This window comes from Sphingomonas dokdonensis (assembly GCF_002197685.1).
GTDB lineage: Bacteria > Pseudomonadota > Alphaproteobacteria > Sphingomonadales > Sphingomonadaceae > Sphingomonas > Sphingomonas dokdonensis.
In genome coordinates this window covers 584,947-609,434 of sequence record NZ_NBBI01000001.1, presented here as the reverse complement: position 1 = coordinate 609,434, position 24,488 = coordinate 584,947, and the positions used below count along the sequence as shown (strand labels likewise).

Genomic DNA, 24,488 nt, shown 5'->3' with positions numbered 1-24,488 from the left:
CTGCGAACTAGATCAACAAAAAGGTGAGCAGATTCGGCTCCATTTCCAACCCGCCGCCAGAGCGCTGGCGCTCGCCGCCGCGATGGCGCTGGCGGCGTGCAGCGGCAAGGGTGAACAACCTGAGGGCGGCGGTCCCGGCGGTGGGCGCGGCGGCCCGGTGCAGGTCGGCTTCGTCGTCGTGCGGCAAACCAGCGTCCCGCTGGTAACCGAGCTCGCAGGCCGCACCGTTGCCTATCAAAGCTCGGAGGTCCGCCCGCAGGTCAGCGGCGTCATTCAAAAGCGCTTCTTCAAGGAAGGCACGATCGTCCAACGCGGGCAGCCGCTCTACCAGATCGATCCCAGCCTTTACCGCGCCGCCGTGAATGAAGCATCGGCGAATGTCGCCAGCGCACGCGCTACGGCAGAGGCCGCGCGGGTTCGTGCGGACCGGTTCCGCCCGCTCGCCGAGATCGAGGCGGTCAGCAAGCAGGATTATACCGATGCTGTCGCATCCCAGCGCCAGGCCGAAGCAAGCATCGCCCAAAATCGCGCGCAGCTCGAAACCGCGCGGGTGAACCTGCGCTTCACCACCGTTCCCGCGCCGATCACCGGCCGGATCGGCCGCTCGATCTTCACCGTCGGCGCGCTGGTGACAACCAGCCAGGCCGATCCGCTCGCCACCATCCAGCAGCTCGACCCGATCTTTGTCGACATCCAGCAGTCCGCCGCCGATCTGCTGCAATTGCGACGCCGCATGGCCGCCGGCGGCGTGCTGCCCGCCAACGCCACCGTTCGCCTGAAGCTGGAAGACGGCAGCGACTACGGCGCCACCGGTGTGGTGGAATTCAGCGAAGTGGTGGTTGACCAACAGACCGGCACCGTCACCCTGCGCGCCCGCTTTCCCAATCCCAACGGGTTGCTGCTACCGGGCATGTTCGTTCGCGCGGTGTTTGCCCAGGCGATCGAGACCAACGCGTTCCTGGTGCCGCAGCAGGCGGTATCGCGCGATCCGCAAGGCAACGCCACCGTCTGGCTGGTCGGCCAGAACAACAAGGTTCAGCAGCGCAAGGTCGAAACCGTGCGCACCGAAGGCGCTGATTGGGTGGTGACCGGCGGGCTGCGTGCCGGCGACAAGGTCATCACGCAAGGCACCGCGAACCTCAGTGACAATGCTTCGGTCAAGCCAGTTCCGGCCAATACGCCGCAGCAGCCCAAGCCCCCCTCGCCCGAGCAGCTGAAGCAGCAGCAAAAGGCCAAAGGCAAAGGCGACTGATGTCGCGCATCTTCATCGATCGACCGATTTTCGCATGGGTGCTTGCAATCATCGTGATGATGGCGGGCTTCGGCGCGATCCTGAGCCTGCCCATCGCGCAATATCCCGACGTCGCGCCGCCGCAGGTGTCGATCAGCGCGAGCTATCCCGGCGCAAACGCCGAGACCATCGAAAATTCGGTCACACAGATCTTGGAGCAACAGCTGACCGGCATCGACGGGCTGCTGTATTTCAGCTCGTCGTCGACGTCGCGCGGGTCGGTGTCGATCAACGCCACGTTCGAGAAGGGCACCGATCCTGACATTGCGCAGGTGCAGGTGCAGAACCAGTTGCAGCAGGCGATCACGCGCCTGCCGACGCAGGTGCAGCAGCAAGGCATCCGGGTGCGCAAGTCCAACCCGGACTTTCTCCTGATCGCCGGCGTCTATGACATCACCGACAAGCTGACGAACCGGGACGTGTCGGACCTGATGGCTTCCACCCTCCAGGATCCGCTCGGCCGGGTTCAGGGTGTGGGCGACACCAACGTGTTCGGCTCGCAATATGCGATGCGCATCTGGCTCGATCCGGCGCGGCTCGCCAGTTACCAGCTGATGCCCGGCGACGTGATCTCGGCCATCCAGACGCAGAATACCGAAGTGGCAGCTGGTGAGATCGGCGGTCAGCCGATGCCCAACGAGCAGATGCTGAACGCCACCGTCACGGCGCAGTCACGCCTGCAATTTCCCCAGCAGTTCCGCGATATTCTGCTCAAGACCCTGCCGTCGGGCGCGACGGTGCGGGTCGGCGATGTCGCGCGCGTGGAACTCGGCGCGGAGAACTATAGTGCCGCCAGCCGGATCAACGGGCATCCTGGCGCCGGCATTGCGGTGCTGCTCGCCCCCGGCGCCGACGCCCTCGCTACGGCGGAGCTGGTGAAGGCGGAAATCGCGCGCGTCGCCAAGACCTACCCGCCCAACATCCGCATCGCCTACGCCAACGATTCCACCGACTTCATCAAGCTGTCGATCGACGAGGTGGTGAAGACGCTGATCGAGGCAATCATCCTCGTCGTCATCGTCATGTTCGTGTTTCTGCAAAGCTGGCGTGCGACGCTGATCCCCACCATCGCAGTCCCGGTCGTGCTGCTCGGCACCTTTGCGGTCTTCTATCTTGCCGGCTTCTCGATCAACACGCTGACGCTGTTCGGCCTCGTGCTTGCGATCGGCCTCCTCGTCGACGACGCGATCGTGGTGGTGGAAAACGTCGAGCGCCTGCTCGAAGAAAACCCGACCTTGACGCCGCGCGAGGCGACGATCGAATCAATGCGCGAGATCACCGTCGCACTGGTCGCGATCGCGCTGGTCCTGTCGGCGGTGTTCCTGCCGATGGCGTTCTTCGGCGGCTCGACTGGCGTTATCTACCGTCAGTTCTCGCTCACCGTCATCTCCGCGATGATCCTGTCGGTGGCGGTGGCGATCGTTCTGTCTCCCGCGCTCACCACCACCTTGCTGAAGCAACGGCATGCGAAGGAAGACCAAGAAGAGCCGTCATGGCTCGCCCGACGCTTCACCTGGGTTTCGGATCGACTCGGCCGGGCCAGCGACTGGTTCAACCGCAATTTCGAGCGAGGCACCGAACGCTACGTCGGCTGGGTGCAGCGCGTGGTCGACCGCAAATGGCTGTTCCTTGGCGTGTACCTCGTCGTGGTGGCCTTGTTGGCCGTGCTGTTCCTGCGGCTGCCCACCGGCTTCCTGCCGACCGAGGATCAGGGCGGCGCTCAGGTGGTGTTCCGCCTTCCCGCAGGCGCGACACGCAGCCGCACCGAGGAAGTGCAGCAGTCGGTCGAGCGCTATTTCCAGACCTATGAAAAGGGCAACGTACGCACGATGCTGACGGTCGCCGGCGGCGGCGGCGGCGCGTCGGGCCAGAATACCGGCCGTGGCTTTATCTCGCTGACCGACTGGGCGGAGCGCAAGGGTAAGGAGAACACCGCCGACGCCATCGTCGCGCGCGCCGCCGCCGCATTCCGCGCCTTCCGCGATGCGCAGGTCTTCGCGCTCGTGCCGCCGGCGATCCGCGGCCTCGGTCAGTCCGAGGGCTTCACCATGGAGCTGCTCAACACCGGCGGGCTTTCCACGGAGAAGTTCGCCGCCGCGCGCGACAAGCTGCTGGCGCTGGCGAACAATGATTCGCAGCTTACCGGCGTGCGCCTGAGCGAGTTGCCCGACATCGGCACGCTGCGCGTCAACACCGATGCCCAGCGGATCGCCGCGCTCGGCATTGCGCAGACCGATGTGAACACCACCCTCTCCACCGCCTGGGGCGGCCGCTACGTCAACGATTTCATCGATCGCGGCCGGGTGAAGCGCGTCTATGTGCAGGGCGACGCCGAATATCGCGACGACCCGGATTCGCTCTACCAATGGTTCGTGCGCGGCTCGAACGGGCAGATGGCGCCATTCTCCAGCTTTGCCACCACCAGCTGGTCGCAGGCGCCGACCACCATTTCGCGCTTCAATGGCGTTCAGTCGTTCGAGTTCGAGGGCTCGGCCGCTGGCGGCGGCAGTTCGGGTGACGCGATGGCGCGGATTGAGGAGCTCGCCTCGCAGATCCCGGGCACCAGCGTCGCCTGGGCCGGCATTTCCTATCAGGAACGCCTGTCGTCCGGTCAGGCGCCCTTGCTCTACGGCCTGTCGATCATCGTCGTCTTTCTATGCCTCGCGGCGCTGTACGAAAGCTGGTCGATCCCGCTGGCCGTGCTGCTCGTCATTCCGCTGGGGCTGATCGGCGCCGTCGCTTTCGTCACGCTGCGCGGGCTGACCAACGACGTGTACCTCCAGATCGGGCTGCTCACGACCATGGGGCTGGCGGCGAAAAACGCTATTTTGATGATCGAGTTCGCCGAGCAGGAAGAGAAAAAGGGCGCACGCGTCATCGATGCCGCGCTCACCGCCGCGCGCATCCGCTTGCGCCCGATCCTCATGACCAGCCTCGCTTTCATCTTCGGCGTGCTGCCGCTGGCGATCTCCACCGGCGCGGGCGCCAACAGCCGCATCGCGATCGGCACGGCGGTGATCGGCGGCATGTTCACCGCAACGGTGCTGGCGATCTTCTACATCCCGCTGTTCTTCGTGATGGTGCGCCGCGGCTTCCGCGACGGCATGGCGAAGATGCGCGGCAAGGAACCGGGCTTTCATCCGCCCGCCGACCTGAACGAGCCGCCGGGCGGCACGCCGCACCTGGAGCAATCGTGATGCGCGCCATTCTTCCCCTCCTGCTGGGCAGCGCGCTCGCCGGGTGCAGCATGGCACCCAAATACGTCCGGCCCGCACCGCCAATCCCCGCGTCCTGGCCGACGGGCGATGCCTATCTGCGGCAAAGCGAGGCAAGCCTGCCGAGCGTGACCTACCGCGATGTCTTCCGCGACCCGCGATTGCAGCGCCTGATCGACCAGGCGCTCACCAACAATCGCGATCTGCGCGTCAGCGTCGCCAACATCGCCGCCGCGCGCGCGCAATATCGTATCCAGCGGGCAGAGCTGTTTCCTACGATTACGGCCGGCGGCACCGTCACCCGGCGCGAGATCGGCGCGGGCGCGGCCGGCGGCAATTTCACGGTCGGCGGCACCACCTACCAAACCTCCGTCGGCGTCAACGCCTTCGAGCTCGACCTGTTCGGCCGCGCGCAGTCGCTCGGCGACGCGGCCCTGGCGCGGTATTTCGGGCAGGAAGCGGCGGCACGCGCCGTCCGCCTGACGCTCACCGGCGACGTCGCCAGCGCATGGCTGACCCACGCCGCCGACCAGAGCCTGCTGCAACTCGCCGAAGAGACCGCCGCGATCGCGCGCCGCTCGGTCACGCTCACCCGCGCCCGCGTGGAGGGCGGCATCGCCGCCCGGACGGACCTTCGCCAGGCGGAGCAGATCCTCGCCACCGCCGAGGCGAGCATCGCCAGTCAGCGCACCGCGCTTGCGCAGGATGTGAACGCGCTCCAGCTACTGGTCGGCGACACCGTGGATCCGGCGCTGCTGCCGCCACCGATCGAACAGGCTGCCGCCACGATCGGCGAATTGCCCGCCGGCCTCGACAGCCGCGTGCTGCTGCGCCGGCCGGATGTCGTGCAAGCGGAATATGACCTGCGCGCCGCCAATGCCGAAATCGGCGCCGCCCGCGCCGCGCTGTTCCCGACGATCTCGCTGACGGGATTGTTCAGCCTGGCCAGCACGGCGCTGTCCTCGCTGATCAGCAGCGATTCGCTCACCAAATCGGCAAGCGCCAACGTTGCCTACCCGATCTTCCGCGCGAGTGCGGGTCGCGCCGGCGTCGCGCAGACCGAGGCGCAGCAACAGGCCGCACTCGCCGCATACGAGGGCACGATCCAGGTCGCCTTTCGCGAAGTGGCCGATGCGCTCGCGCGGCGCGGCACCATCACCGACGAGCTTGCCGCCAACGAGCGGTTCGCTGCCGCGGCGGCGGACACCTATCGCCTCGCGCAGGCGCGCTATCGTGGCGGCATCGATCCGTTCCTCTCCTCGCTGGACGCGCAGCGCTCGCTGTTCGCCGCGCAGCAATCGCTGGTGCAGACGCGCCTGATCCGAGCCACCAATCTCGTCACCTTGTACCGCACGCTCGGCGGCGACTCGCAATTGACCGTGCCGGCGACCGGTCAGGCGCCCGCGCCCGTTTTGGTGTCGGAGCCGCAGCCGTAGCGCACGCACCTTGCACAATCCGCCGCCGATCCGCACCTTGCTGCGGCAACATGGCAGTGGGTGAACGCGCATGAACGTTTTTGGCGCACGACGGTCGGGCAAGCGGCCTTCCGCCCTGCTGGGGCTCACCGAGCTGCCGCGTGCGCTGGCGGAGTTCGGCATGCTGCCCTGGGCGGCACCTGCGCTCGCCATGGCGCCGCGCGGCGATGGCCATTCGGTGCTCGTGATCCCCGGCTTCAACGCCTCGGACAGCGCCACGCGCGTGCTGCGCACCTATCTCCACCATCTCGGCTATGATGCGCATGGCTGGGATCTCGGTCGCAATCACGGCCCACGTTCGGTCGGCGAGGAGGGCGAGAAGCTGCTCGCCCGGATCGCGGCGATCCACGATCGCCAGCACCGCCCGATCAGCCTGATTGGCTGGAGCCTCGGCGGCATCATGGCGCGCGCGATCTGCCGCCGTGCCCCGTCACGGATCCGTCAGGTGATCACGCTCGGCGCGCCCTTTGCCGGCACGCCGAAGGACACGCGCGTGTGGCGCCTCTACGAATGGATCAGCGGGCACAAGGTCGACGACGATCTTTCGCTTGCCTATCTGCGCGATGGCGACACGCCACTGCCTGTGCCCTCCACCGCCATCTGGAGCCGCGACGACGGGGTCGTGCCCTGGGGCAATTGCGTCGAGCAACATGGCGTCGCCACCGACAATATCGAGGTGTTCGGCAGCCATTTCGGCCTGCCCGTGAACCCCGCGGTGCTGTATGCGATCGCCGATCGCTTGGCGCAGCCCGAAGGCGAATGGACCCGCTTCGATCGCCGCGGCGCCGTTCGCGCCATGGTTTACCCCAGTTCGGGACATGGCTGAGCGGATACGCCGCCGCTCAGGCAGTATCGTGGGTGTGCCATATCGCCAAAGCGCTCGGAATGGGCGATAAAGCCGCCGATGAACGCCGATGACGACGATCCCCTGCTGCTTGATCGGCAGATTTGCTTCCCGCTCTATGCCGCCAGCAATCTGATCAACCGCCTCTACGGCCCGGTGCTCTCGCCGCTCGGCCTCACCTATCCGCAATATCTCGTCATGCTGGTCTTGTGGGAAGAGCAGCCGCAATCGGTCGGGGCGCTCGGCGCGCGTCTGTATCTCGACAGCGGCACGCTCACGCCCTTGCTCAAGCGACTGGAAACCGCCGGATTGGTCACGCGCCGGCGCGATCCCAGCGACGAACGTCGCGTGCTGATCCGCTTGACCGCCGAGGGAATGGCGCTGCGCGAACGCGCGATCCGCGTTCCCGAAACGTTGATGAACGGCAAGGATCCGGCCGGCATTGATGCATTGCGCGCTGGCTTGCGCGATCTGGTCGACGGCCTGGCGCAGCACGGTGCCACCCGCGCCGCTGAGAACGCGAAATAGCCGCTAGTTCGCTCTCTCGAAGGCGGGAAAAGGCTCGCCAGCGACCTCGCCGCCTTCACCTGCGCGCTTCAGACATCCGCCCGCAAGCGATAGCCGACCCCCAGTTCGCTGCCGATCACGCTCCCGATCGGCCCCGGCGCCTCCACCTTCTGGCGCAGGTTGCGGATCACGATGCGCAGATAGTCGATGCGCGGATCCTCATCGCCGCGCCACGCAGCAGCGATCAGCTTCTCGTGCGTCACCACCCGGCCGACGTGCCGCGCCAGCATCGCCAGGACGTCATGCTCCTTGCGCGTCAGGTGGAGTTCCGCGGCGGCACGCGACACTAACCGACGGTCAAGGTCGATCCGCAAATCACCGGTACAGACGAGCTTGGCCGCCGCAGCGCCGCCATGATGGCGCAGCGCCACGCGCAGCCGCGCCAGCAATTCGTCGGTGTCGAACGGCTTGGTGACGAAATCGTCCGCGCCAAGGTCGAGCGCGGCGACCTTCTCCTCCGTTGCCTCGCGCGCCGAGATGATCAGGATGCGCGTATCGGCATCGCGCCGCAGCAGCGGGATCAGTGCCAGACCATCACGATCGGGCAAGCCGAGGTCCAGCAGCACCGCATCCGGCTGAACGGCCGATGCCGCCGCCAACGCATCGCGTGCGTTTGCCGCTTCGATCACCTCATGCCCCGCCCGCTCCAGCGTGTTGCGTAGCAGGCGCCGAATGGCGGGCTCGTCATCCACCAGCAGGATCTTGGCCGCCATCAGGTGACGCCCTCGGGCGCTGCTTCCCGCACGACCAGTGATGACGGAAAGATCAGGGCGAATGCCGCGCCGCTGCCATCGGGTCGATTGGCCGCCTCCACCGAAAGGCCCATCGCCTCGGCAAAGGCCTTCACAACGGCAAGGCCGAGGCCCGTACCGCCGACCGCGCGATCGGAGCCTTCCAACCGGCGAAACGTCTCGAAAACCTCCGCTTCGCGGCCGGGCGGCAGGCCGGGGCCGTGGTCCAGCACCGCCAACCGGATCTCGCCATAGCGATGGCGCCCCTCGATCACGACCTCGCTACCGGGGTCGCCATACAGGCCGGCATTGTCCAGCAGGTTGAGCAGGCAATGGTGAAGAAGCTGCGGATCGGCCCGGATCAGCGGCAGGTCGGGCGGCACGTCGAGCCGCAGATGGTGCCCTTCCAGCGCCCGCCGCGCGTCGTGCGACGCGCTGGTCACCGCATCGCTAAGGTCGATCGCCTCGATGTTGAGCTTCAGCGCCCCCGCCTCCACCCGCGTCATGTCGAGCAGGTTGGCGACGAAACGGTTCAGCCTGGCGGCCTCCCCCTTGATCGTCGCGATCAGCGTCGGCGTCGCGCCATGCTCCAGCTCGTTCGCCGCGGCGATCACGGCAGTAAGTGGCGTGCGCAGGTCGTGACTGACCGAGGAAAGCAGCGCCGCGCGCAACTTGTCGCGCGTGCGTACCGCATCCACGTCGCGGATCTCCGCCTCCAGCCGCAGCCGCTCCAGCACCAGCGCCGCCTGGTCGATCAGCGCGGTAAGCAGCGGCAGCTGATCGGCCCTGATCGGATCGCCGCCAGTGTCGCGCGCCACACCCAGCACCGCCAAAACGCGGTCGCCCGCCGTCAGCGGATGGAACAGCCACTCTGAAGCGGTCAGCGTGCCCGATCCCTTGCCCGCCGCGACCCCATTGTCGAACGCCCAGGTCGCCGCCGCCATGTCCATGATGTCGACCCGATACTCCGGGCCGGTGGCAGCCTGCACCGCCAGCCCGGCGCCCGCCTGCGGCTTCAGCAGCGCCACCTGCACGTCGAACAGCCGGCGCACGTCGGCACAGATCATCTCCGCCGCTTGTTGTTCGTCGTTCACGCTGCCGGTCTCGCGCAGGAAGCCGGCCAGAATGGCATTGCTGCGCGCACTGGCAGCGGCAAGATCCGCCTGCGCGCGCACCCGCGCGGTCAACTGGCTCGTTGCAAACGCGACGGCCAGCAGCACGAATACCGATACGACATTCTCGGGATTGCTGATGCTCAGCGTGCCGACCGGCGGCAGAAAGACGAAATTGTATGCCAGCGTCGACAGAATGCCGGTGAACAGCCCGGTGCGCAGGCCATAAAGGCTCGCGGCTGCCATCACCGGCAGCAGATACAACATGCCGACGTTGCCAAGGTCCAGCACATGAAACAGCGCGCTGGCGAACGCCGTCACCGCCGCCACCATCCCGCTCGCCGCGGCATAGCCCAGCGTCGTTCCCGGATCGGTTCGCGGGCGGCGGCCGCTCGGCAGCGGTGGCGCTTCCTCGACCATCGGCAGCACATGCACGGTGACGCCCGGCGTTTCGCGCACCAGCCGGTCGACGACCGATCCGTGGCGCAGTTCGAACCAGCGCGAGCGGCGTGATTTGCCAAGGATAAGCTGCGTCGCGCGCGCTTCGGCCAGAAATCCCTTGATGCCGTCGATCACGTTGGTCGCCGGCACGCTGGCCACCGCTGCGCCAAGCTGGGTGGCGAGCGTCATCGCGGTGGCGACGCGCTGGTGCTCCGCCGGCGTGAAGCCGGCGGCGCGGGGCGTCTCGATGAACACGGCCGTCCATGGCGCGCGCAGGCCGTCGGCGACCCGCTTTGCCGCGCGTACCAGCGGCTCCGCGCCCGGCAGCTCGTTGATCGCCACCACGATCCGCTCGCTGCCCGCCCAGGTTCCGCCCAGCCCCAGCGCGCGCACATCCTCCAGCATTCGCGCATCGACCGCCTGCGCCGCGCGGCGCAGCGCCAGTTCGCGCAGCGCCGACAGGTTCGACTTGGAAAAGAAATGGCCAAGCGCGCGCGTCGCTTCCTGCGGCAAATAGACCTTGCCGGCCTTCAGCCGCTCGATCAGCTCATCGGGCGGGATGTCTACGACCTCGATCTCGGCCATCTCGAGGATGCGGTCGGGCACCGTTTCGCGCACGCGGATGCGGGTAAAGCTCGCCACCACGTCGTTCAGGCTCTCGACGTGCTGGATGTTCACGGTGGAGTAAACGTCGATCCCCGCCGCCAGCAGCTCCTCGACATCCTGGAAACGTTTGGGATGGCGGCTCCCGGGCGCGTTCGTGTGCGCCAACTCGTCCACCAGCACCAGCCGCGGTGCCCGCTCCAGGATCGCGTCGAGATCCATCTCGTGCAGCGTGCGCCCTTCATAGGCGCACGCCTGGCGCGCGATGATTTCCATGCCCCGCGTCAGCGCCTCGGTCTCCGCCCGGCCATGCGTTTCGACGATGCCGACCACCACGTCCACGCCGTCGCGTCGCCGCGCCGCGCCCTCGGCCAGCATTTCATACGTTTTGCCGACGCCGGGCGCCGCCCCGAGGAAGATCTTGAACCGGCCGCGCCCCTCCTGCGCGGCCTGGCGCAGAAGGGCGTCGGGATCTGGCCGACGCCCGGATGAAGATAGGCCGGAATTCGCCATTAGCGGCCGAAAACCTCCGGAGACAGGCCGTCAAGCGCCCGGTTGAGTGCCAGCACATTCACGTGCGGCGCGCCCAGCAGCGGCGCTTCAACATGCGCATCGATCAACGCCCGCACCTGCCCCACCGAAAGCCGTCGCGCCGTGGCGACCCGCGGGGCCTGCGCCCGCGCCGCTTCCGGCGACAGGTCGGGATCGAGCCCAGAGCCGCTTGCGGTAACAAGATCCGCCGGCACCGCGCCGCGCACCCCCTCGCTCCGCCGCTTGGCCACGTCCGCCGCCACACGCTCGGCCAGAACGCGCGATGCGGGGCCAAGGTTGGACCCGGACGAGGCAAGCCCGTCATAGCCCTCGCCCGCCGCAGACGGTCGGGTCTGGAAATAGCGCTCGCTGGTGAACGCCTGCCCCACCACCGTTGACCCGATTACCCGGCCAGCGGCATCACGCACCAGGCTTCCGTTCGCCTGCGCCGGGAACAGCGCCTGTCCGATGCCCGTCATCGCCAGCGGATAGACGATCCCCAGCAGCGCAGCGAACAGGATCGTCATGACGATCGCCGGTCGCACCGCGGAGGATAGCTCCTGGCCAATGTTGGTCTTGCTCATGGTCATCTGTCCTTACGCCAGACCGAGGCCGCCGACCAACAGGTCGATCGCCTTGATGCCGATAAACGGTGCGATCAGGCCGCCCAGGCCATAGATCGCGAGATTGCGTGCCAGCAGCGGCCCCGCTGCCATCGGGCGATAGGTCACGCCTTTCAGCGCCAGCGGCACCAGCAGCGGAATGATGAGCGCGTTGAAGATGATTGCGCTCAGGATCGCCGATTGCGGCGTGGCGAGGTGCATGACGTTCAGCACGCCAAGCCCCGGATAAAGCGCCACAAACATGGCCGGGATGATCGCGAAATATTTCGCCACGTCGTTTGCGACCGAAAAGGTGGTGAGTGCCCCGCGCGTCATCAGCAATTGCTTGCCCAGGCCGACCACCTCGATCAGCTTGGTCGGGTCGCTGTCGAGGTCGACCATGTTGCCGGCCTCGCGCGCGGCCTGCGTGCCGGTGTTCATGGCAACGCCGACGTCGGCCTGCGCCAGCGCGGGCGCATCGTTGGTGCCATCCCCGCACATCGCCACTAGGCGGCCGCCGGTCTGCTCCGTACGGATCAGCGCCAGCTTGTCCTCCGGCGTCGCCTGAGCGAGGAAATCGTCCACCCCCGCCTCGGCCGCGATGGCTGCGGCGGTCAGCGGATTGTCGCCGGTGATCATGACCGTGCGAATGCCCATCTGGCGCAACTCGCCGAACCGCTCGCGGATACCCGCCTTCACCACGTCCTTGAGGAAGATCGCACCCAGCAGCTGCCCGTTCTTCGCCACTGCAAGCGGGGTGCCACCCGCGCGCCCAATCTCGTCGGTGATCCGCCGAAGCTCCGTCGCGGCAGCGGTTTGATCCGCCGCGGCATTGGCCTTCAGGATCGAATCTACCGCGCCCTTCTGGATCAGCGTTTCACCGGTTCGTATGCCGGAGACGCGAGTCTGCGCGGTAAAGGGGATCACTTCCGCATCGCTCGGCATCTCACGCTGCAGGTCGAACGCCTCCCGCGCGAGCGCCACGATCGACCGCCCCTCGGGAGTCTCGTCGGAGAGGCTCGCCAGCAACGCCGCTTCCGCCAGTTCGATCTCGCTTGCGCCGCCGACGCTGCGAAACTCGCTCGCCTGCCGGTCGCCGACCGTTATCGTACCCGTCTTGTCGAGCAGAAGCACGTCGACATCGCCAGCCGCCTCCACCGCACGACCCGATTTCGCCAACACGTTGAACCGCACCAGGCGGTCCATGCCCGCAATGCCGATCGCCGACAGCAGCGCGGCGATGGTGGTGGGGATCAGCGTGATCAGCAACGCCGCGAGGATCGCCACCGGAATGCTGCCGCCGGCATAAGCCGCAAACGCCGGGATCGTGCCGACTGCGATCAGGAAGATGATCGTCAGCCCTACCAGCAGCAGCGTCAACGCGATCTCATTGGGAGTCTTCTGTCGCTCGGCTCCCTCGACCAGCGCGATCATGCGATCGAGGAAGCCCTTGCCGGGCTCCACCGTCACGCGGACACGGATTGAATCGGAGATGACGCGCGTACCTGCCGTCACCGCCGAGCGATCGCCGCCCGCCTCGCGGATCACCGGCGCGCTCTCACCGGTAATCGCCGCCTCGTTGACCGAGGCGACACCAGCCACGACCTCGCCGTCGGACGGGATCAGATCGTCCGTTTCGACCAGCACCACGTCGCCGATCTTCAGCTGGCTGGCCGGCACGTCGTCGTAGCGTTGCCCTTCGCCCGTCAGCCGCTTCGCGGTGAGTTCCGCCTTGGCAGCACGCAGCGACGCCGCCTGCGCCTTGCCCCGCCCTTCAGCGAGCGCCTCGGCGAACGTGCCGAACAGAACGGTGAGCCAGAGCCACACCACCAGGTGCAGCTTGAAGCCGGTGGAAAGATCGTCCTGTCCGATGACGAGCAACACACTCATCAGCGCCGCGACGGCGGCCGTGACGAACATCACCGGATTTTTGACCAGCGCGCGCGGGTCAAGCTTCAGGAAAGATGCCTTGACCGCCGGCACGATCAAATCGGCCGTGAACAGGCTTTTGGCGGAATTGTTGGCCATAATGGCGCCCTTTGTCAGAACAGCTGGCCGCGGATCATCGCGAGATGATCGGCGATCGGACCGAGCGCGAGGCTTGGCAGAAAGGTGAGACCACCCAGGATCAGGATGATGCCGATCAGCATGCCGACCCACAGCCCACCCGTGGTCGGGAAAGACCCGGCGCTCTCGGGCACATGCTTCTTCGCCGCCAGGCTGCCGGCGATCGCCAGCATTGGCACGATGACGAAGAACCGGCCCAGCCACATCGCGATGCCGAGCAACGCATTGTAATAGGGGGTGTTTGCGGTCAGCCCGGCAAAGGCGGAGCCATTGTTCCCCACGGCGCTGGAGAAGGCGTAGAGGATCTCCGAAAAGCCATGCGGCCCCTTGTTGAGCGGTCCTGCCAGGCCGGGCGCGAGCATCGACGACAGCGCCGTGAACCCGAGGATTATCAGCGGAAGCACGGCAATGGCGAGCACCGCCAGCTTCACCTCGCGCGCCTCGATCTTCTTCCCGACATATTCGGGCGTGCGGCCAACCATTAGCCCGGCGACGAACACCGCCAGAATGGCGAACAGGAGAAAGCCGTAGATCCCTGCGCCGACCCCGCCGATCACCACCTCGCCAAGCTGGATGTTGAGCATCGGGATCATGCCGCCAAGCGCGGTGAAGCTGTCGTGCATGGCGTTTACCGCGCCACAAGAGGCCGCCGTGGTGATGACCGAGAAGAGCGCACTCGCGGCAATGCCGAAGCGAGCCTCCTTGCCCTCCATGTTACCCCCGGCCACGCCAAGCTGATGCAGCACGGGATTGCCCGCCGCTTCCTGCGCATAGGCGACGCTCACCCCCGCCAAAAACAGGATCACCATGGCGGCAAGGATCGCCCAGCCCTGCCGCGTGTTGCCCACCGCCCGGCCGAACGTCCACGTCAGGCCGAACCCGATCACGAATATCGACAGCATCTGGATGAAGTTCGTCAGCGCCGTCGGGTTCTCGAACGGGTGCGCGCTGTTGGCGTTGAAAAAGCCGCCGCCGTTGGTGCCCAGCATCTTGATCGCTTCCTGGCTGGCGACGGGGCCGAGCAGGATGGTCTTGCGCGCTCCTTCGAGCGTGGTCACGTCCACCACGCCGCCCAGCGTCTGCGGCACCCCGCCGGCGATGTAGAACAGCGTCAGAACGACGCAGAGTGGCAGCAACAGGTACAAGGTGATCCGCGTCACGTCCGCCCAGAAGTTGCCTACCGCGGCTGCCTCTCGACGGGCAAAGCCGCGGAAGAGCGCGAAAGCCAGCGCGATGCCCGTCGCTGCGGACAGGAAGTTCTGGATCGTCAGCCCCAGCATCTGGCTGAGGTTCGACATTGTCCCCTCACCGCCATAGCTCTGCCAGTTGGTGTTGGTGGTGAAGCTCACCGCTGTGTTGAATGCGAGGTCGGGCGACAGGCCGGCCAGCCCTTGCGGGTTACCCGGCAGCACGCCTTGCAGCCGCAGCACAACATAGGTGAGCGCTAGCAGCGCGGTATTGAACAGCAGCATGTGCACGGCATACCGCCGCCAACCCTGCTGAGCGGCCGGATCGATCCCGGCCAGCCGATAAAAGCCGTTCTCGACCGGGCCTAGCACGTGATGGAGCGGCGTACGCCGACCCTCATATAGTGCAAACAGCCACAGTCCGACCGGCTTGGTCAGCGCCAGGAGAACGCCAACGAAGCTCAGGATCAGAGCCCATCCAGCGATGGTCACGACAGCGCTCCTTTCAGAAACGCTCGGGGCGGATCAGCACCGCCACGAGATACAGGAGAAGGCCCAATGCGGTGATCGCCGCAAGCCAGAGATCGAGCGTCATGATCGCGTCCTCACGATTGGTCGCACAGTCGAGCATAGGCGAGCGTCGCCGCCAGCAGCCCGAGAATGGCAAAGATGCACAGCAGGTCATGCATGGTCTGGCTCCGGTCAGAATGCGGCGGTCAGGGCGACGACCAGCGTGCCGTCGGCGATGCTGCCGCGGCCGTCCTGCCCCTTGCTGAAGCTAGGCTGGAGGTACGCCGACTCGCGTTTGCCGATGTCAGTATCGACGTAGGAAAGCCCCAGCGTCACGCTGCGCCAGCGCGCGTCCACGCCCAGCGACCAATCCCAGTAACTGCCGGTCGGCGTTAAGGCTGTCGCGTTCGGCGCTAGGCCGTTCTGCCCGCTGCTGTGCCCGATATGGGCCTTTGCCGTGAATGGGGTCTGGTCAATGGCAAGCGCTGCATCGCCCCAGAGGTACAGATTGTCGTCCTTGGCACCTTTGTCGGTGTACACGCCCGCCGCGGCATCAGCCCCGGTGCGATACCATCGGCCAAGCGCCTGCTGCCTCGGCGCATAGGCGGCGCCAGCGGTCAGCGTGGCCGGGCCGGCAGTGCCGGTCAGCTTCGCATACGGCTCGGCAAAGTCGGTCTTGGCTGCCCCTCCCGGATACATGTACCAGGTAAGCCCGACATCGAGGGCGGCGTTGTTGGCGAGCGCCGCCTTGTAGCCGGCAATCAGATCCAGCTCCATGTTCGCGCCACCGAACGTGCCCCAGCCGGCCAGGTTAGAGGCCCAGACCCCGGCGTAAGCCCCGCTTGCATGGCTGGCCGTGATCCCGCCCTGCACCGCCATGTCGCGATCCGATTGCGAGACGCCGCGGAAACGGTAATCACTAACGATCCCCGCACTGCCGCTGACCGTGATGGTGGCGGGCGGCGTACCCGTTTGCGCCTCCCCTTCGCCAGAAAGCGCTTGCGCCTGCGCCGCACCCGGCAACGCCAGAAGTGCAGCAAATGCAGTATACCTAGAACACGTCATGTTGTCCCTCGTGCCTGGGCGCCGTCGAGATACGAGGGAGCCGTCAGGGACGAGCGATTAGGCGTCTGCGGCGTAGCAATTCGAGCGCGATTCCCGTCAATCGCATATAGCGCGCATAGCATTTGCGCTGCGGCAAACCCTGCGCGCGACAGCCACATCCGGCGCGCCCACTAGGCTCGCCGGGTGCACACACAATCCTGTCATGAACGCTGGCTGGGGCGGCAGGATTCGAACCTGCGAATGCCGGTACCAAAAACCGGTGCCTTACCGCTTGGCGACGCCCCAGCAGAGCGCGCGGACCTATAACGAGCCGGCGCGAAGTGCAATCACCTCAAACGATCGGATGCAGCCAATTGTGCGGATCGGGCGCACGGCCACGCTGCACGGCGTTCAGCCCGTCCAGAAAGCGCTGGGTCGTCTGGCCGGTTCCGCCGCTGCCGATGGTGAAGGCGTAATCCGGTCCGGCGACCTTGCCGATCGGCGTCACGACCGCGGCAGTGCCGCAGGCGAAGCTTTCGGTCAGGCGGCCGCTTTCGGCATCGGCGCGCCACTGCTCGATCGAATACAGTTCCTCGCGCACCGTCAGTCCGGCGTCGCGCGCCAGCGTCAGGATCGAATCGCGCGTAATGCCCGGCAGGATCGTGCCCGTCAGCGGCGGCGTCTGGATCGATCCGTCGTCGAACACGAAGAAGATGTTCATGCCCCCCAACTCTTCGATCCACTTGCGCTCCGTGGCATCGAGGAAGACCACCTGGTCACAGCCGCGGCGGATCGCCTCCTGCTGCGCCACCAGGCTGGTCGCGTAATTGCCCCCGCACTTCGCCGCTCCGGTGCCGCCCGGCGCTGCGCGCGAATAATCGTGGCTCACCCACAGCGAAACGGGCCGCACACCGCCCTTCCAGTAGGATCCTGCCGACGAAGCCAGCACCATGTAGAGATATTCGCCGGCCGGCTTCACGCCCAGAAACACTTCGCTGGCGATCATGAACGGCCGCAGATACAGCGAGCCGCCCTCCACTGCGGGAAACCAGTCGGCATCGGCCTTCACGAGCGCCTCGATCGAGCCGATGAACAGGTCGTCGGGCAGTTCGGGCATCGCCATGCGCCGCGCCGAATCGCGAAACCGCGCCGCATTGGCACGCGGACGGAACAGCGCCACGCTGCCATCGTCATGACGATACGCCTTCAGCCCCTCGAAGATCTCCTGCGCGTAATGCAGCACGGCCGTCGCCGGATCGACCGTCAGCGTCGTGCGAGCGGTGATCTTCGCATCGTGCCAGCCCTTGTCCTCCGACCAGCGCACCAGTGCCATATGGTCGGTGAACACGCGCCCGAACGCCGGATCCGCAATCCGGCCCGCCCGCTCGGTTGCCGGCACCGGGGCGGAATTTGGCTCAAATGCGAACGTCGCGGGGGTGGACAAGCGAAGGCTCCTGAAAGGCGCGACCAGCCGCGCCGTTGAGAGGGTTGCGATCGGGTAGGGCGGATGGCAATGCCGGTCAACATGGCTGCCACTCCCTCCTCCGCATCCCCGCTTTTCCTGCGCGAGCCTGAGATCCGGCGCGGGATCGAACTGCTGTATTTCGGCAGCACGCACGTCACGCGCTCGATCGATCGCGGCTTGGCACGCAAAGGAATGGGCCGGGCACATCACCGCGCCTTGTATTTCATCGCCCGAAAGCCAGACATGGCGGTGTCCGATCTGCTCGCCCTGCTCGGCATCACAAAGCAGTCGCTCGGGCGCGTACTCGGCGAACTCTCCGATCGCGGCTATGTCGAGGCACGCCCCGGCGAGCGCGACCGTCGCCAGCGCCTGCTCCGCCTGACAGCCGCTGGCGAGGCTTTTGAGGCCGATCTGTACAACGCCCTGCGTGAACGCTTCGCCGCCGCTTATTCGGAAGCCGGCCAAGGCGCGGTAAGCGGGTTTTGGGCCGTGCTCGAGGGCCTTGTCCCCGATGAAGAACGCCCCCGCGTCGCCGCACTACGCGGCGATTAGGGCGTTACAATAGGGCCTGCGTCGCAGCTACGTTGCACGACGCACGCTTCACGTCACCTCTCTAGGCGACCACATCAGGGCGACGTCTCGCTTTCGCATATTACGATCACGAAATCCGACGGCAGTTGCTCCGTCGACCAGAGCCGTTGTCCAGGCTGCGTCGGCTCAGCGCTGCAACTGGCAAGCAGGCCCACGAAAGATCGAACAGGTTCCCTCCCCAACTTCTCGAGCCGGGCACCCAGCGTGATCGCACCTTAGCCGGGCTGCTCAGCCCCGCGCCGACGCGGCCAGTTCTACGTTGCGCTGCCGGCTTGCTGCCAGCGTTTCCTGCAACAGGCACTGCAACGCGTCGTCACGATCGAGCACGTTCAGCCCCTCGCGCGTCGAGCCACCCGGGCTCGCCACCCGGTCGGCCAGGACGGCAGGGCTTTCCCCTGCCCCCGCCGCCATCGCCGCAGCGCCCTCGACGGTCGCAAGCGCCAGCCGAGCGGCCTGTTCCGCCGGAAGCCCGAGCGACACACCGGCCGCTGCCAGCGCATCGATGAAGCGGAAGACGAAGCCCGGTCCGCAGCCGGACAGCGCCGTCACCGCATCGAACATCGTCTCGCTGTCGATCCACTCGACGCGGCCTAGTGGCGCCACCAGTGCTTGCGCCATCTCGCGCATGGCGGCGGTCGATTTGGCGGCGTGCAGCGCGGTGACGCCCTTGCCGATCGCCACCGGCAGGTTGGGCATGGCGCGAACGACCGAACCGGCGGGGATCCGCGCCGCCAGCGTCGCTTCCTCGACCCCGGCCAGAATGGAAAGCAGCAGCGCCGGGCGCACGTCGGCAAGGCTGGGCGCCACGGCCTCGAGCAGCTGCGGCTTGACCGCGAGCACGAGCACCTCGGGTGATCCGCCTGCGGGCTCGCGTAATACGCGCACACCATCCGGTACAGCCGGAGCGCCGGGATCGATTACCGTCACTGCGGACGGCGGCATGCCTGCCGCGATCCAGCCGCGCAGCATGGCACCGCCCATGTTGCCGGCACCCACCAGCCACAAGGATTTGGGTTGCGTCATCGCCTCACGCCTCGCCCTGCGTCTCGATCAGCGCCGCAGCGATCGCGTCGCGCGGCGTCTTTCCACCCCACAGGACGAACTGAAACACAGGATAGAACCGCTCGCATTCGTCGATCGCGGTGTCGATCAGGAGCTGCGCAGCCTCCAGCGACAAGGTCGCCTCGTCCTCCGACTGATCGACCAGTGCCGCGTGGCGGTACAAGAGGATGCCGCTCGAGGACCATAGCTCGAAATGCCCGAGCCACAGTTGCTCGTTCACCAAGCCAATCGTCTCGTAGATCGCAGGGCGGGCGTGCTCCGCTACCTTGACGTCGGGAAACGCCAGGAACTGGAGAACGCCGTCCTCCTCGCGCCACAGCGCGCGCAGCTCATATTCGGTCCAGCTACCCTTCATGCGCGCGCTGATCTCGTCCTCATGGCGGTCATAAGACCAGCCATGGGCCGAAAAATAGCTTTCCAGCATGTCGAGCGGTGCTTCGGCTTCGTATTCGATATCGGCTTCGTCGAGCATTACCGCCTTATCGCACGGGAAGGCACCGCGGGCAAAGCGCGGCGTTCAGTTAGCTGTGGACGGATCGACCTGGCCGCGCGCTTCCAGCGCGTCCAGCCGGGCACGTAGCGCATCCGCTTCGTCACGCGCGGCGATCGCCATGGCCTTCACCACCTCAAATTCCTCGCGGCTCACGAAATCGAGGCCGCCGATCCACTCGCGTGCCCGATCCCGCGCCCCGGCCTGCGCCTCGCGACCAACGCCGGCCATGGTGCCGGCCGCGCCGTTCACCAGTTTCACCAGATCATCGAACATCCGGTTTTCGGACTGCATGGGCCAAGCCTTTCGAGAATAAGAATCAGCCAATGACTTGGGAGGTTCGGGCGCTCGGCACAAGGGTCTGCGCATCCGGGTTCGATTGTCCGATGCGCCAGGTGAGCACGCCGGCGAAGCTGATCCACACCATATACGGGACCATCAACCACGCGGCGCGCGGACGGATGCGGCTGAATACAACGGTTGTGGCAATCGCCAGCAGCAGCATCAGCACGAGCGTGATCAGGGCCAGATCGATCCGATGCGCGCCGAAGAACACCGGAGTCCAGGCCAGGTTCAGGCCGAATTGCGCCGCGAACAGGCCGATGGCTAGCCGGCGCAGGCTCGCGCCACGGGCGTTGAGGATCGCGGCCAAGGCAAAGCCCTGCATGATGTACAACAGGCTCCAGGCGACCGGAAACACCCACCCAGGCGGGGTCAGTGCCGGCTTGCTGAGCGACTGATACCACAGGCTGTTGTCCCCCGCCGGCACGCTGCGCCCCGACAGAAAGCCCAGCAGCAGTATCAGCGGTACGCAGATCAGTGCCCACCGCAGGTAGGACATCCGCAACTGCTCTCTAGACGCAACGCCCCCCACAAGCCCTCCTGATCGGTCCCGCCGCCATAATCACGCGCGGCACGGCGCGTAAACGGGTCAATTGACGCGGCGATTGCACCGATGGCTCAATAACGGACAGCCGCTAGCAGGAACTCTACATTACCTTCCGGCCCGGTGATCGGGCTTTCGACCGCACCCTCGACTTGCCAGCCCTTACCCTCGAACCAGCGTGCCACTTCATCGCACACGCGCTGCCGGACCTTTTCGTCGCGCACGACGCCGCCTTTGCCCACTTCTTCCCGGCCGGCCTCGAACTGCGGCTTCACCAGCGTCATCACCCGCGCGTGCGGTTTGGCGAAGTCCAGCGGCACGTCCAGCACCTTGGCAATGCCGATGAAGCTGGCATCGCACACGATCAGGTCAATAGGTTCCGGCACATGCTGCGCGGACAGCAGCCGTGCGCTCGTCTGCTCGTGCACGACCACTCTTTCATCCTGGCGCAGCTTCCAGGCAAGCTGGTTGGTGCCGCTGTCGACGGCATAAACCCGGGCCGCTCCGCGCGACAGCAGCACATCGGTGAACCCGCCCGTCGACGAACCGACATCGATCGCGATCGCCCCCGCGACGTCCCAGCCGAAATGCCGAAGACCATGGTCAAGCTTGATCCCACCGCGCGATACCCAGGGGTGATCACGTCCGCGAACGTCGATGGTCACGTCATCCGGCAGCGACTGCCCGGGCTTTTCCACCTTACGATCGCCGGCGAACACCAGCCCGGCCATGATCAGCGCCTGGGCACGCGTACGCGACTCCACCAGGCCACGATCAACAAGCATCTGATCTGCACGCGCCTTCGCCATGGTCCTCCTATCGCCCGCGCGACCCTTCGTCGCAAGTTGGTCTCAACTCACCTGCCGAACGGAACGCATCAAACGTCTACTCGTGTAGTAGGAGATATAAAGATGGCGGGGTGGCGTTGCCGATTGCCCCCTAGAACAGCGGCAGCGCGCCCTCGCCAATGATGAGGATCGCCGGTCATGGCTCGTCTTCGCTTCGGCCAGATCCCAGCGTATTGACCGAGCCCGGTCTGGGAGGATCAGGCCCCGCTCACTGGCCGACATTGTGAAGCAGGCCCGGGTCGACACACGCCGTATCGACCTTGGCATGTGGGATCGGCCACACCGCAATAGCTGGATCACCAAATTGGGCGCGGCGATCGCGCAGGCGAAGGCGCCTGTCATCCTTGTCGGCCAAAGCCTTTGCTGCCAAGCCATCGCGTGGTGGGCCAGCCTCAGCCCGCAACCGCAGGGCTGGCCAGGCGCCGGCACGTTGCCGGTTGCTCCCGCGGACGTGGATTGGCCGTCCGCCGCGGCAGAGCTGGGCACGTTTGCGCCAGCCACTCGCCTGCCCCTGCCGTTGCCTTCCATTCTGGTTGCCAGCGCGAATGATCCGTGGATCGAGCTCGAAAGCGCACGCAGTCTTGCCAGCTCATGGGGCAGTCACTTCGTCGACGCAGGCCCGCTCGGCCATGTGGATGCGGCTAGCGGGCTTGGTTGGTGGCCGTACGGCCAAAAGCTTCTCGAACGCGCCATCTTTGCGACGGGCGGCGCTCATGGCGAGGTGCGCTCACCGGCTGACGCCCGCGCTGTTCTCGCATGCCCCGCCGTTGCGGAAGAAGAGTAAGCCCTACCATATCGCTGATCCGAACCGCGGGCGCATGATGGCGTTCCGATGACCACGCCGCACCGTCCGCGTCAGTCCTGCGACCCGCTATCCTCCGCTTCGTCAGTGCGTAGCGCGCCCAGCCGTCGCGCCTCCTTCATGCGCCGCCACAGCGCCAGGTTGAAGCACGCCAGCGCCACGACCATCAGCCCTGTAGCTAGGAAAACCTTGGTCCAGCCGCTCACGCGCTGGCCGCGGCGCCGGTCTCGTTCCAGCGGAGCGCCTTCAGCACCGTGCCGACGATCCCCTCCGCATCAAGGCCCGCCTCGGCATATTGCACCTCCGGCTTGTCCTGATCCTGGAACACGTCGGGGAGGCGCAGTGTGCGCAGCTTCAGCCCGCCGTCGATCAGTCCCTCGTCCGACGCCATGGTCAGGACGTGCGCGCCAAATCCGCCGACCGAGCCTTCCTCGACCGTCACGGCGACCTGGTGGCTCGACAGCAGCTTGCGGATCATCGCCTCGTCCAGCGGCTTGGCGAAGCGCAGGTCGGCGACCGTGGTCGACAGCCCCTTGGCCTCCAACTGCTCCGCCGCCTTCATCGCCTCGGCGAGGCGAGTGCCAAGCGACAGGATCGCCACCGTCTTGCCCTCGCGCACGATCCGCCCCTTGCCGATTTCCAGCAGTTGCGGCGTCTCGGGCAGCGGCACGCCCACGCCGTTGCCGCGCGGGTAGCGGACCGCGATCGGCCCCGAATCGTGCGCGACACAAGTGTGCACCATGTGCACCAGCTCCGCCTCGTCCGCCGCCGCCATCACGACGAAGTTCGGCAGGCTGGCGAGATAGGTGATGTCGAACGAGCCGGCGTGCGTCGCGCCGTCCGCCCCGACCAGCCCCGCGCGATCGATCGCGAAGCGCACCGGCAGGTTCTGGATCGCCACGTCATGGACGACCTGATCGTAGGCGCGTTGAAGGAACGTCGAATAGATCGCGCAGAACGGACGCATACCCTGCGCGGCAAGGCCCGCGGCAAAGGTAACGCCATGCTGCTCGGCGATGCCGACATCGAACGAGCGATCCGGATGCCGCTTGGCGAAGCGGTCGATGCCGGTGCCGGATGGCATGGCGGCGGTGATGGCGCAGATGCGCGGATCGCGATCGGCCTCGTCCGCCAGCGCGTCGCCGAAGACGTTCTGGTAAGCCGGCGGCCCCGGCGGCGCCTTGGCCTGCGCGCCGGTGATGACGTCGAACTTCTGCACGCCGTGGTATTTGTCCGACGCGGCCTCGGCCGGGGCGTAGCCCTTGCCCTTCTTGGTCACGACATGGACGAGGATCGGCCCCTCCTCCGCATCGCGCACATTCTCCAGCACCGGGATCAGGTGTTCGAGATTATGCCCGTCGATCGGCCCGACGTAGTAAAAGCCGAGTTCCTCGAACAGCGTGCCGCCCATGGTCATCCCGCGCGCGAACTCGTCGGTCTTGCGCGCGGCATTGTGGAACGGCCGCGGCAGACGCCGGGCGAACTTCTTCATCAGGTCGCGCAGCGACAGGAACTCGCGGCTCGACACGATGCGCGACAGATAGGCCGACAGGCCGCCGACCGGCGGCGCGATCGACATGTCATTATCGTTCAGGATCACGACCAGCCGGTTGCCGGCCGCCTCGGCGTTGTTCATCGCCTCATAGGCCATGCCCGCGGACATGGCGCCGTCACCGATCACCGCGATGGCCTTGCCTGGCTGGTCGGCGATCTTGTTGGCGATCGCGAAGCCCAAAGCGGCCGAAATCGACGTAGAGCTGTGCGCCGCCCCGAACGGGTCGTATTCGCTTTCGGACCGCTTGGTGAAGCCGCTCAGCCCCCCTCCCTGTCGCAGGGTGCGGATACGATCGCGTCGCCCGGTCAGGATCTTGTGCGGGTAGCATTGATGCCCGACGTCCCAGATCAGCCGGTCGCGCGGCGTATCGAAGACATAGTGGATCGCAGTGGTCAGCTCCACCACGCCGAGTCCAGATCCGAGATGGCCGCCGGTCGTCCCCACGGCGGAGATCACTTCGGTACGCAATTCGTCGGCAAGCTGGCGAAGCTGCTCGGGCGCAAGCTTCCGAAGGTCGGCCGGCGTCGACACGGTATCGAGCAGCGGCGTCTGAGGCAGATCGGTCATCC

21 protein-coding genes and 1 tRNA gene are annotated in these 24,488 nt (G+C 66.5%); 7 read left to right on the top strand and 15 right to left on the bottom strand.

The window, feature by feature from the left end; translation table 11 throughout:
• Positions 1–82: 82 nt before the first annotated feature.
• From SPDO_RS02860 to SPDO_RS02840, 5 genes are all read left to right on the top strand, one after another.
• Positions 83–1,252, top strand: coding sequence for an efflux RND transporter periplasmic adaptor subunit (locus SPDO_RS02860; protein ID WP_088366347.1), 1,170 nt, complete (start codon positions 83–85; stop codon positions 1,250–1,252).
• Positions 1,252–4,488 carry an efflux RND transporter permease subunit gene (locus tag SPDO_RS02855; RefSeq protein ID WP_169716232.1) on the top strand — a complete coding sequence of 1,079 codons (3,237 nt, stop codon included), beginning with the start codon at positions 1,252–1,254 and terminating at the stop codon, positions 4,486–4,488. The genes SPDO_RS02860 and SPDO_RS02855 overlap by 1 nt, the downstream gene beginning before the upstream one ends.
• Complete coding sequence (locus SPDO_RS02850) at positions 4,488–5,942, top strand: efflux transporter outer membrane subunit (protein WP_211279982.1); 1,455 nt, start codon at positions 4,488–4,490, stop codon at positions 5,940–5,942. Before SPDO_RS02855 ends, SPDO_RS02850 begins: the two co-directional genes overlap by 1 nt.
• A 70-nt stretch (positions 5,943–6,012) precedes the next feature.
• A complete protein-coding gene (locus tag SPDO_RS02845; RefSeq protein WP_143559563.1) occupies positions 6,013–6,807 on the top strand; it encodes an esterase/lipase family protein in 795 nt (264 codons plus the stop codon).
• Between the two features lie 78 nt (positions 6,808–6,885).
• Positions 6,886–7,353: a MarR family winged helix-turn-helix transcriptional regulator gene (locus SPDO_RS02840; RefSeq protein WP_088365897.1), complete on the top strand. Its 468-nt coding sequence runs from the start codon at positions 6,886–6,888 to the stop codon at positions 7,351–7,353.
• Between the two features lie 68 nt (positions 7,354–7,421).
• On the opposite strand, the gene SPDO_RS02835 is transcribed toward SPDO_RS02840, so the two are convergent.
• The 9 genes from SPDO_RS02835 to SPDO_RS02795 form a co-directional block, all read right to left on the bottom strand.
• Positions 7,422–8,105, bottom strand: coding sequence for a response regulator transcription factor (locus tag SPDO_RS02835; protein WP_088365896.1), 684 nt, complete (start codon positions 8,103–8,105; stop codon positions 7,422–7,424).
• Positions 8,105–10,792, bottom strand: coding sequence for a sensor histidine kinase (locus SPDO_RS02830; protein WP_088365895.1), 2,688 nt, complete (start codon positions 10,790–10,792; stop codon positions 8,105–8,107). Before SPDO_RS02830 ends, SPDO_RS02835 begins: the two co-directional genes overlap by 1 nt.
• The gene (kdpC, locus tag SPDO_RS02825) at positions 10,792–11,400 is read right to left on the bottom strand and encodes a potassium-transporting ATPase subunit KdpC (protein ID WP_425441911.1); all 609 of its coding nucleotides are present in this window, start codon (positions 11,398–11,400) and stop codon (positions 10,792–10,794) included. The genes SPDO_RS02830 and kdpC overlap by 1 nt, the downstream gene beginning before the upstream one ends.
• A 6-nt stretch (positions 11,401–11,406) precedes the next feature.
• Positions 11,407–13,440 carry a potassium-transporting ATPase subunit KdpB gene (gene kdpB, locus SPDO_RS02820; protein ID WP_088365894.1) on the bottom strand — a complete coding sequence of 678 codons (2,034 nt, stop codon included), beginning with the start codon at positions 13,438–13,440 and terminating at the stop codon, positions 11,407–11,409.
• A gap of 14 nt (positions 13,441–13,454) precedes the next feature.
• Positions 13,455–15,158: a potassium-transporting ATPase subunit KdpA gene (kdpA, locus tag SPDO_RS02815; protein WP_088365893.1), complete on the bottom strand. Its 1,704-nt coding sequence runs from the start codon at positions 15,156–15,158 to the stop codon at positions 13,455–13,457.
• Positions 15,159–15,171: 13 nt separating this feature from the next.
• Complete coding sequence (kdpF, locus tag SPDO_RS02810) at positions 15,172–15,261, bottom strand: K(+)-transporting ATPase subunit F (protein ID WP_039095929.1); 90 nt, start codon at positions 15,259–15,261, stop codon at positions 15,172–15,174.
• Between the two features lie 107 nt (positions 15,262–15,368).
• Complete coding sequence (locus SPDO_RS02805; protein WP_088365892.1) at positions 15,369–16,241, bottom strand: TorF family putative porin; 873 nt, start codon at positions 16,239–16,241, stop codon at positions 15,369–15,371.
• Between the two features lie 210 nt (positions 16,242–16,451).
• Positions 16,452–16,526 (bottom strand) — tRNA-Gln (locus tag SPDO_RS02800).
• A gap of 46 nt (positions 16,527–16,572) precedes the next feature.
• On the bottom strand, positions 16,573–17,664 hold the full coding sequence (locus tag SPDO_RS02795; protein ID WP_088365891.1) for a branched-chain amino acid aminotransferase: 1,092 nt from the start codon (positions 17,662–17,664) through the stop codon (positions 16,573–16,575).
• A 63-nt stretch (positions 17,665–17,727) separates the two neighbouring features.
• On the opposite strand from SPDO_RS02795, the gene SPDO_RS02790 reads away from it, so the two are divergent.
• Positions 17,728–18,237, top strand: a complete 510-nt coding sequence (locus tag SPDO_RS02790; protein WP_088365890.1) for a MarR family transcriptional regulator — start codon at positions 17,728–17,730, stop codon at positions 18,235–18,237.
• Between the two features lie 267 nt (positions 18,238–18,504).
• Here the strand turns inward: SPDO_RS02790 and proC are convergent, their stop codons facing one another.
• From proC to SPDO_RS02765, 5 genes are all read right to left on the bottom strand, one after another.
• Entirely contained in the window at positions 18,505–19,299 is a 795-nt protein-coding gene (proC, locus tag SPDO_RS02785) for a pyrroline-5-carboxylate reductase (protein ID WP_088365889.1), read from the bottom strand.
• 4 nt (positions 19,300–19,303) lie between these two features.
• Positions 19,304–19,810 carry a type III secretion system chaperone family protein gene (locus SPDO_RS02780; protein WP_088365888.1) on the bottom strand — a complete coding sequence of 169 codons (507 nt, stop codon included), beginning with the start codon at positions 19,808–19,810 and terminating at the stop codon, positions 19,304–19,306.
• A 45-nt stretch (positions 19,811–19,855) separates the two neighbouring features.
• Positions 19,856–20,122, bottom strand: coding sequence for an accessory factor UbiK family protein (locus tag SPDO_RS02775; RefSeq protein WP_088365887.1), 267 nt, complete (start codon positions 20,120–20,122; stop codon positions 19,856–19,858).
• 25 nt (positions 20,123–20,147) lie between these two features.
• Positions 20,148–20,669, bottom strand: coding sequence for a TspO/MBR family protein (locus tag SPDO_RS02770; RefSeq protein WP_088365886.1), 522 nt, complete (start codon positions 20,667–20,669; stop codon positions 20,148–20,150).
• A gap of 119 nt (positions 20,670–20,788) precedes the next feature.
• On the bottom strand, positions 20,789–21,523 hold the full coding sequence (locus SPDO_RS02765) for a TlyA family RNA methyltransferase (protein WP_211279981.1): 735 nt from the start codon (positions 21,521–21,523) through the stop codon (positions 20,789–20,791).
• A gap of 304 nt (positions 21,524–21,827) precedes the next feature.
• Here SPDO_RS02765 and SPDO_RS02760 point away from each other — a divergent pair, with 304 nt between their 5' ends.
• Positions 21,828–22,346 (top strand): RBBP9/YdeN family alpha/beta hydrolase, encoded by a 519-nt coding sequence (locus SPDO_RS02760; protein WP_245829029.1) that lies wholly within the window; start codon positions 21,828–21,830, stop codon positions 22,344–22,346.
• A 220-nt stretch (positions 22,347–22,566) separates the two neighbouring features.
• On the opposite strand, the gene dxs is transcribed toward SPDO_RS02760, so the two are convergent.
• A complete protein-coding gene (gene dxs, locus SPDO_RS02755) occupies positions 22,567–24,486 on the bottom strand; it encodes a 1-deoxy-D-xylulose-5-phosphate synthase (RefSeq protein WP_088365885.1) in 1,920 nt (639 codons plus the stop codon).
• Between the last annotated feature and the right edge of the window lie 2 nt (positions 24,487–24,488).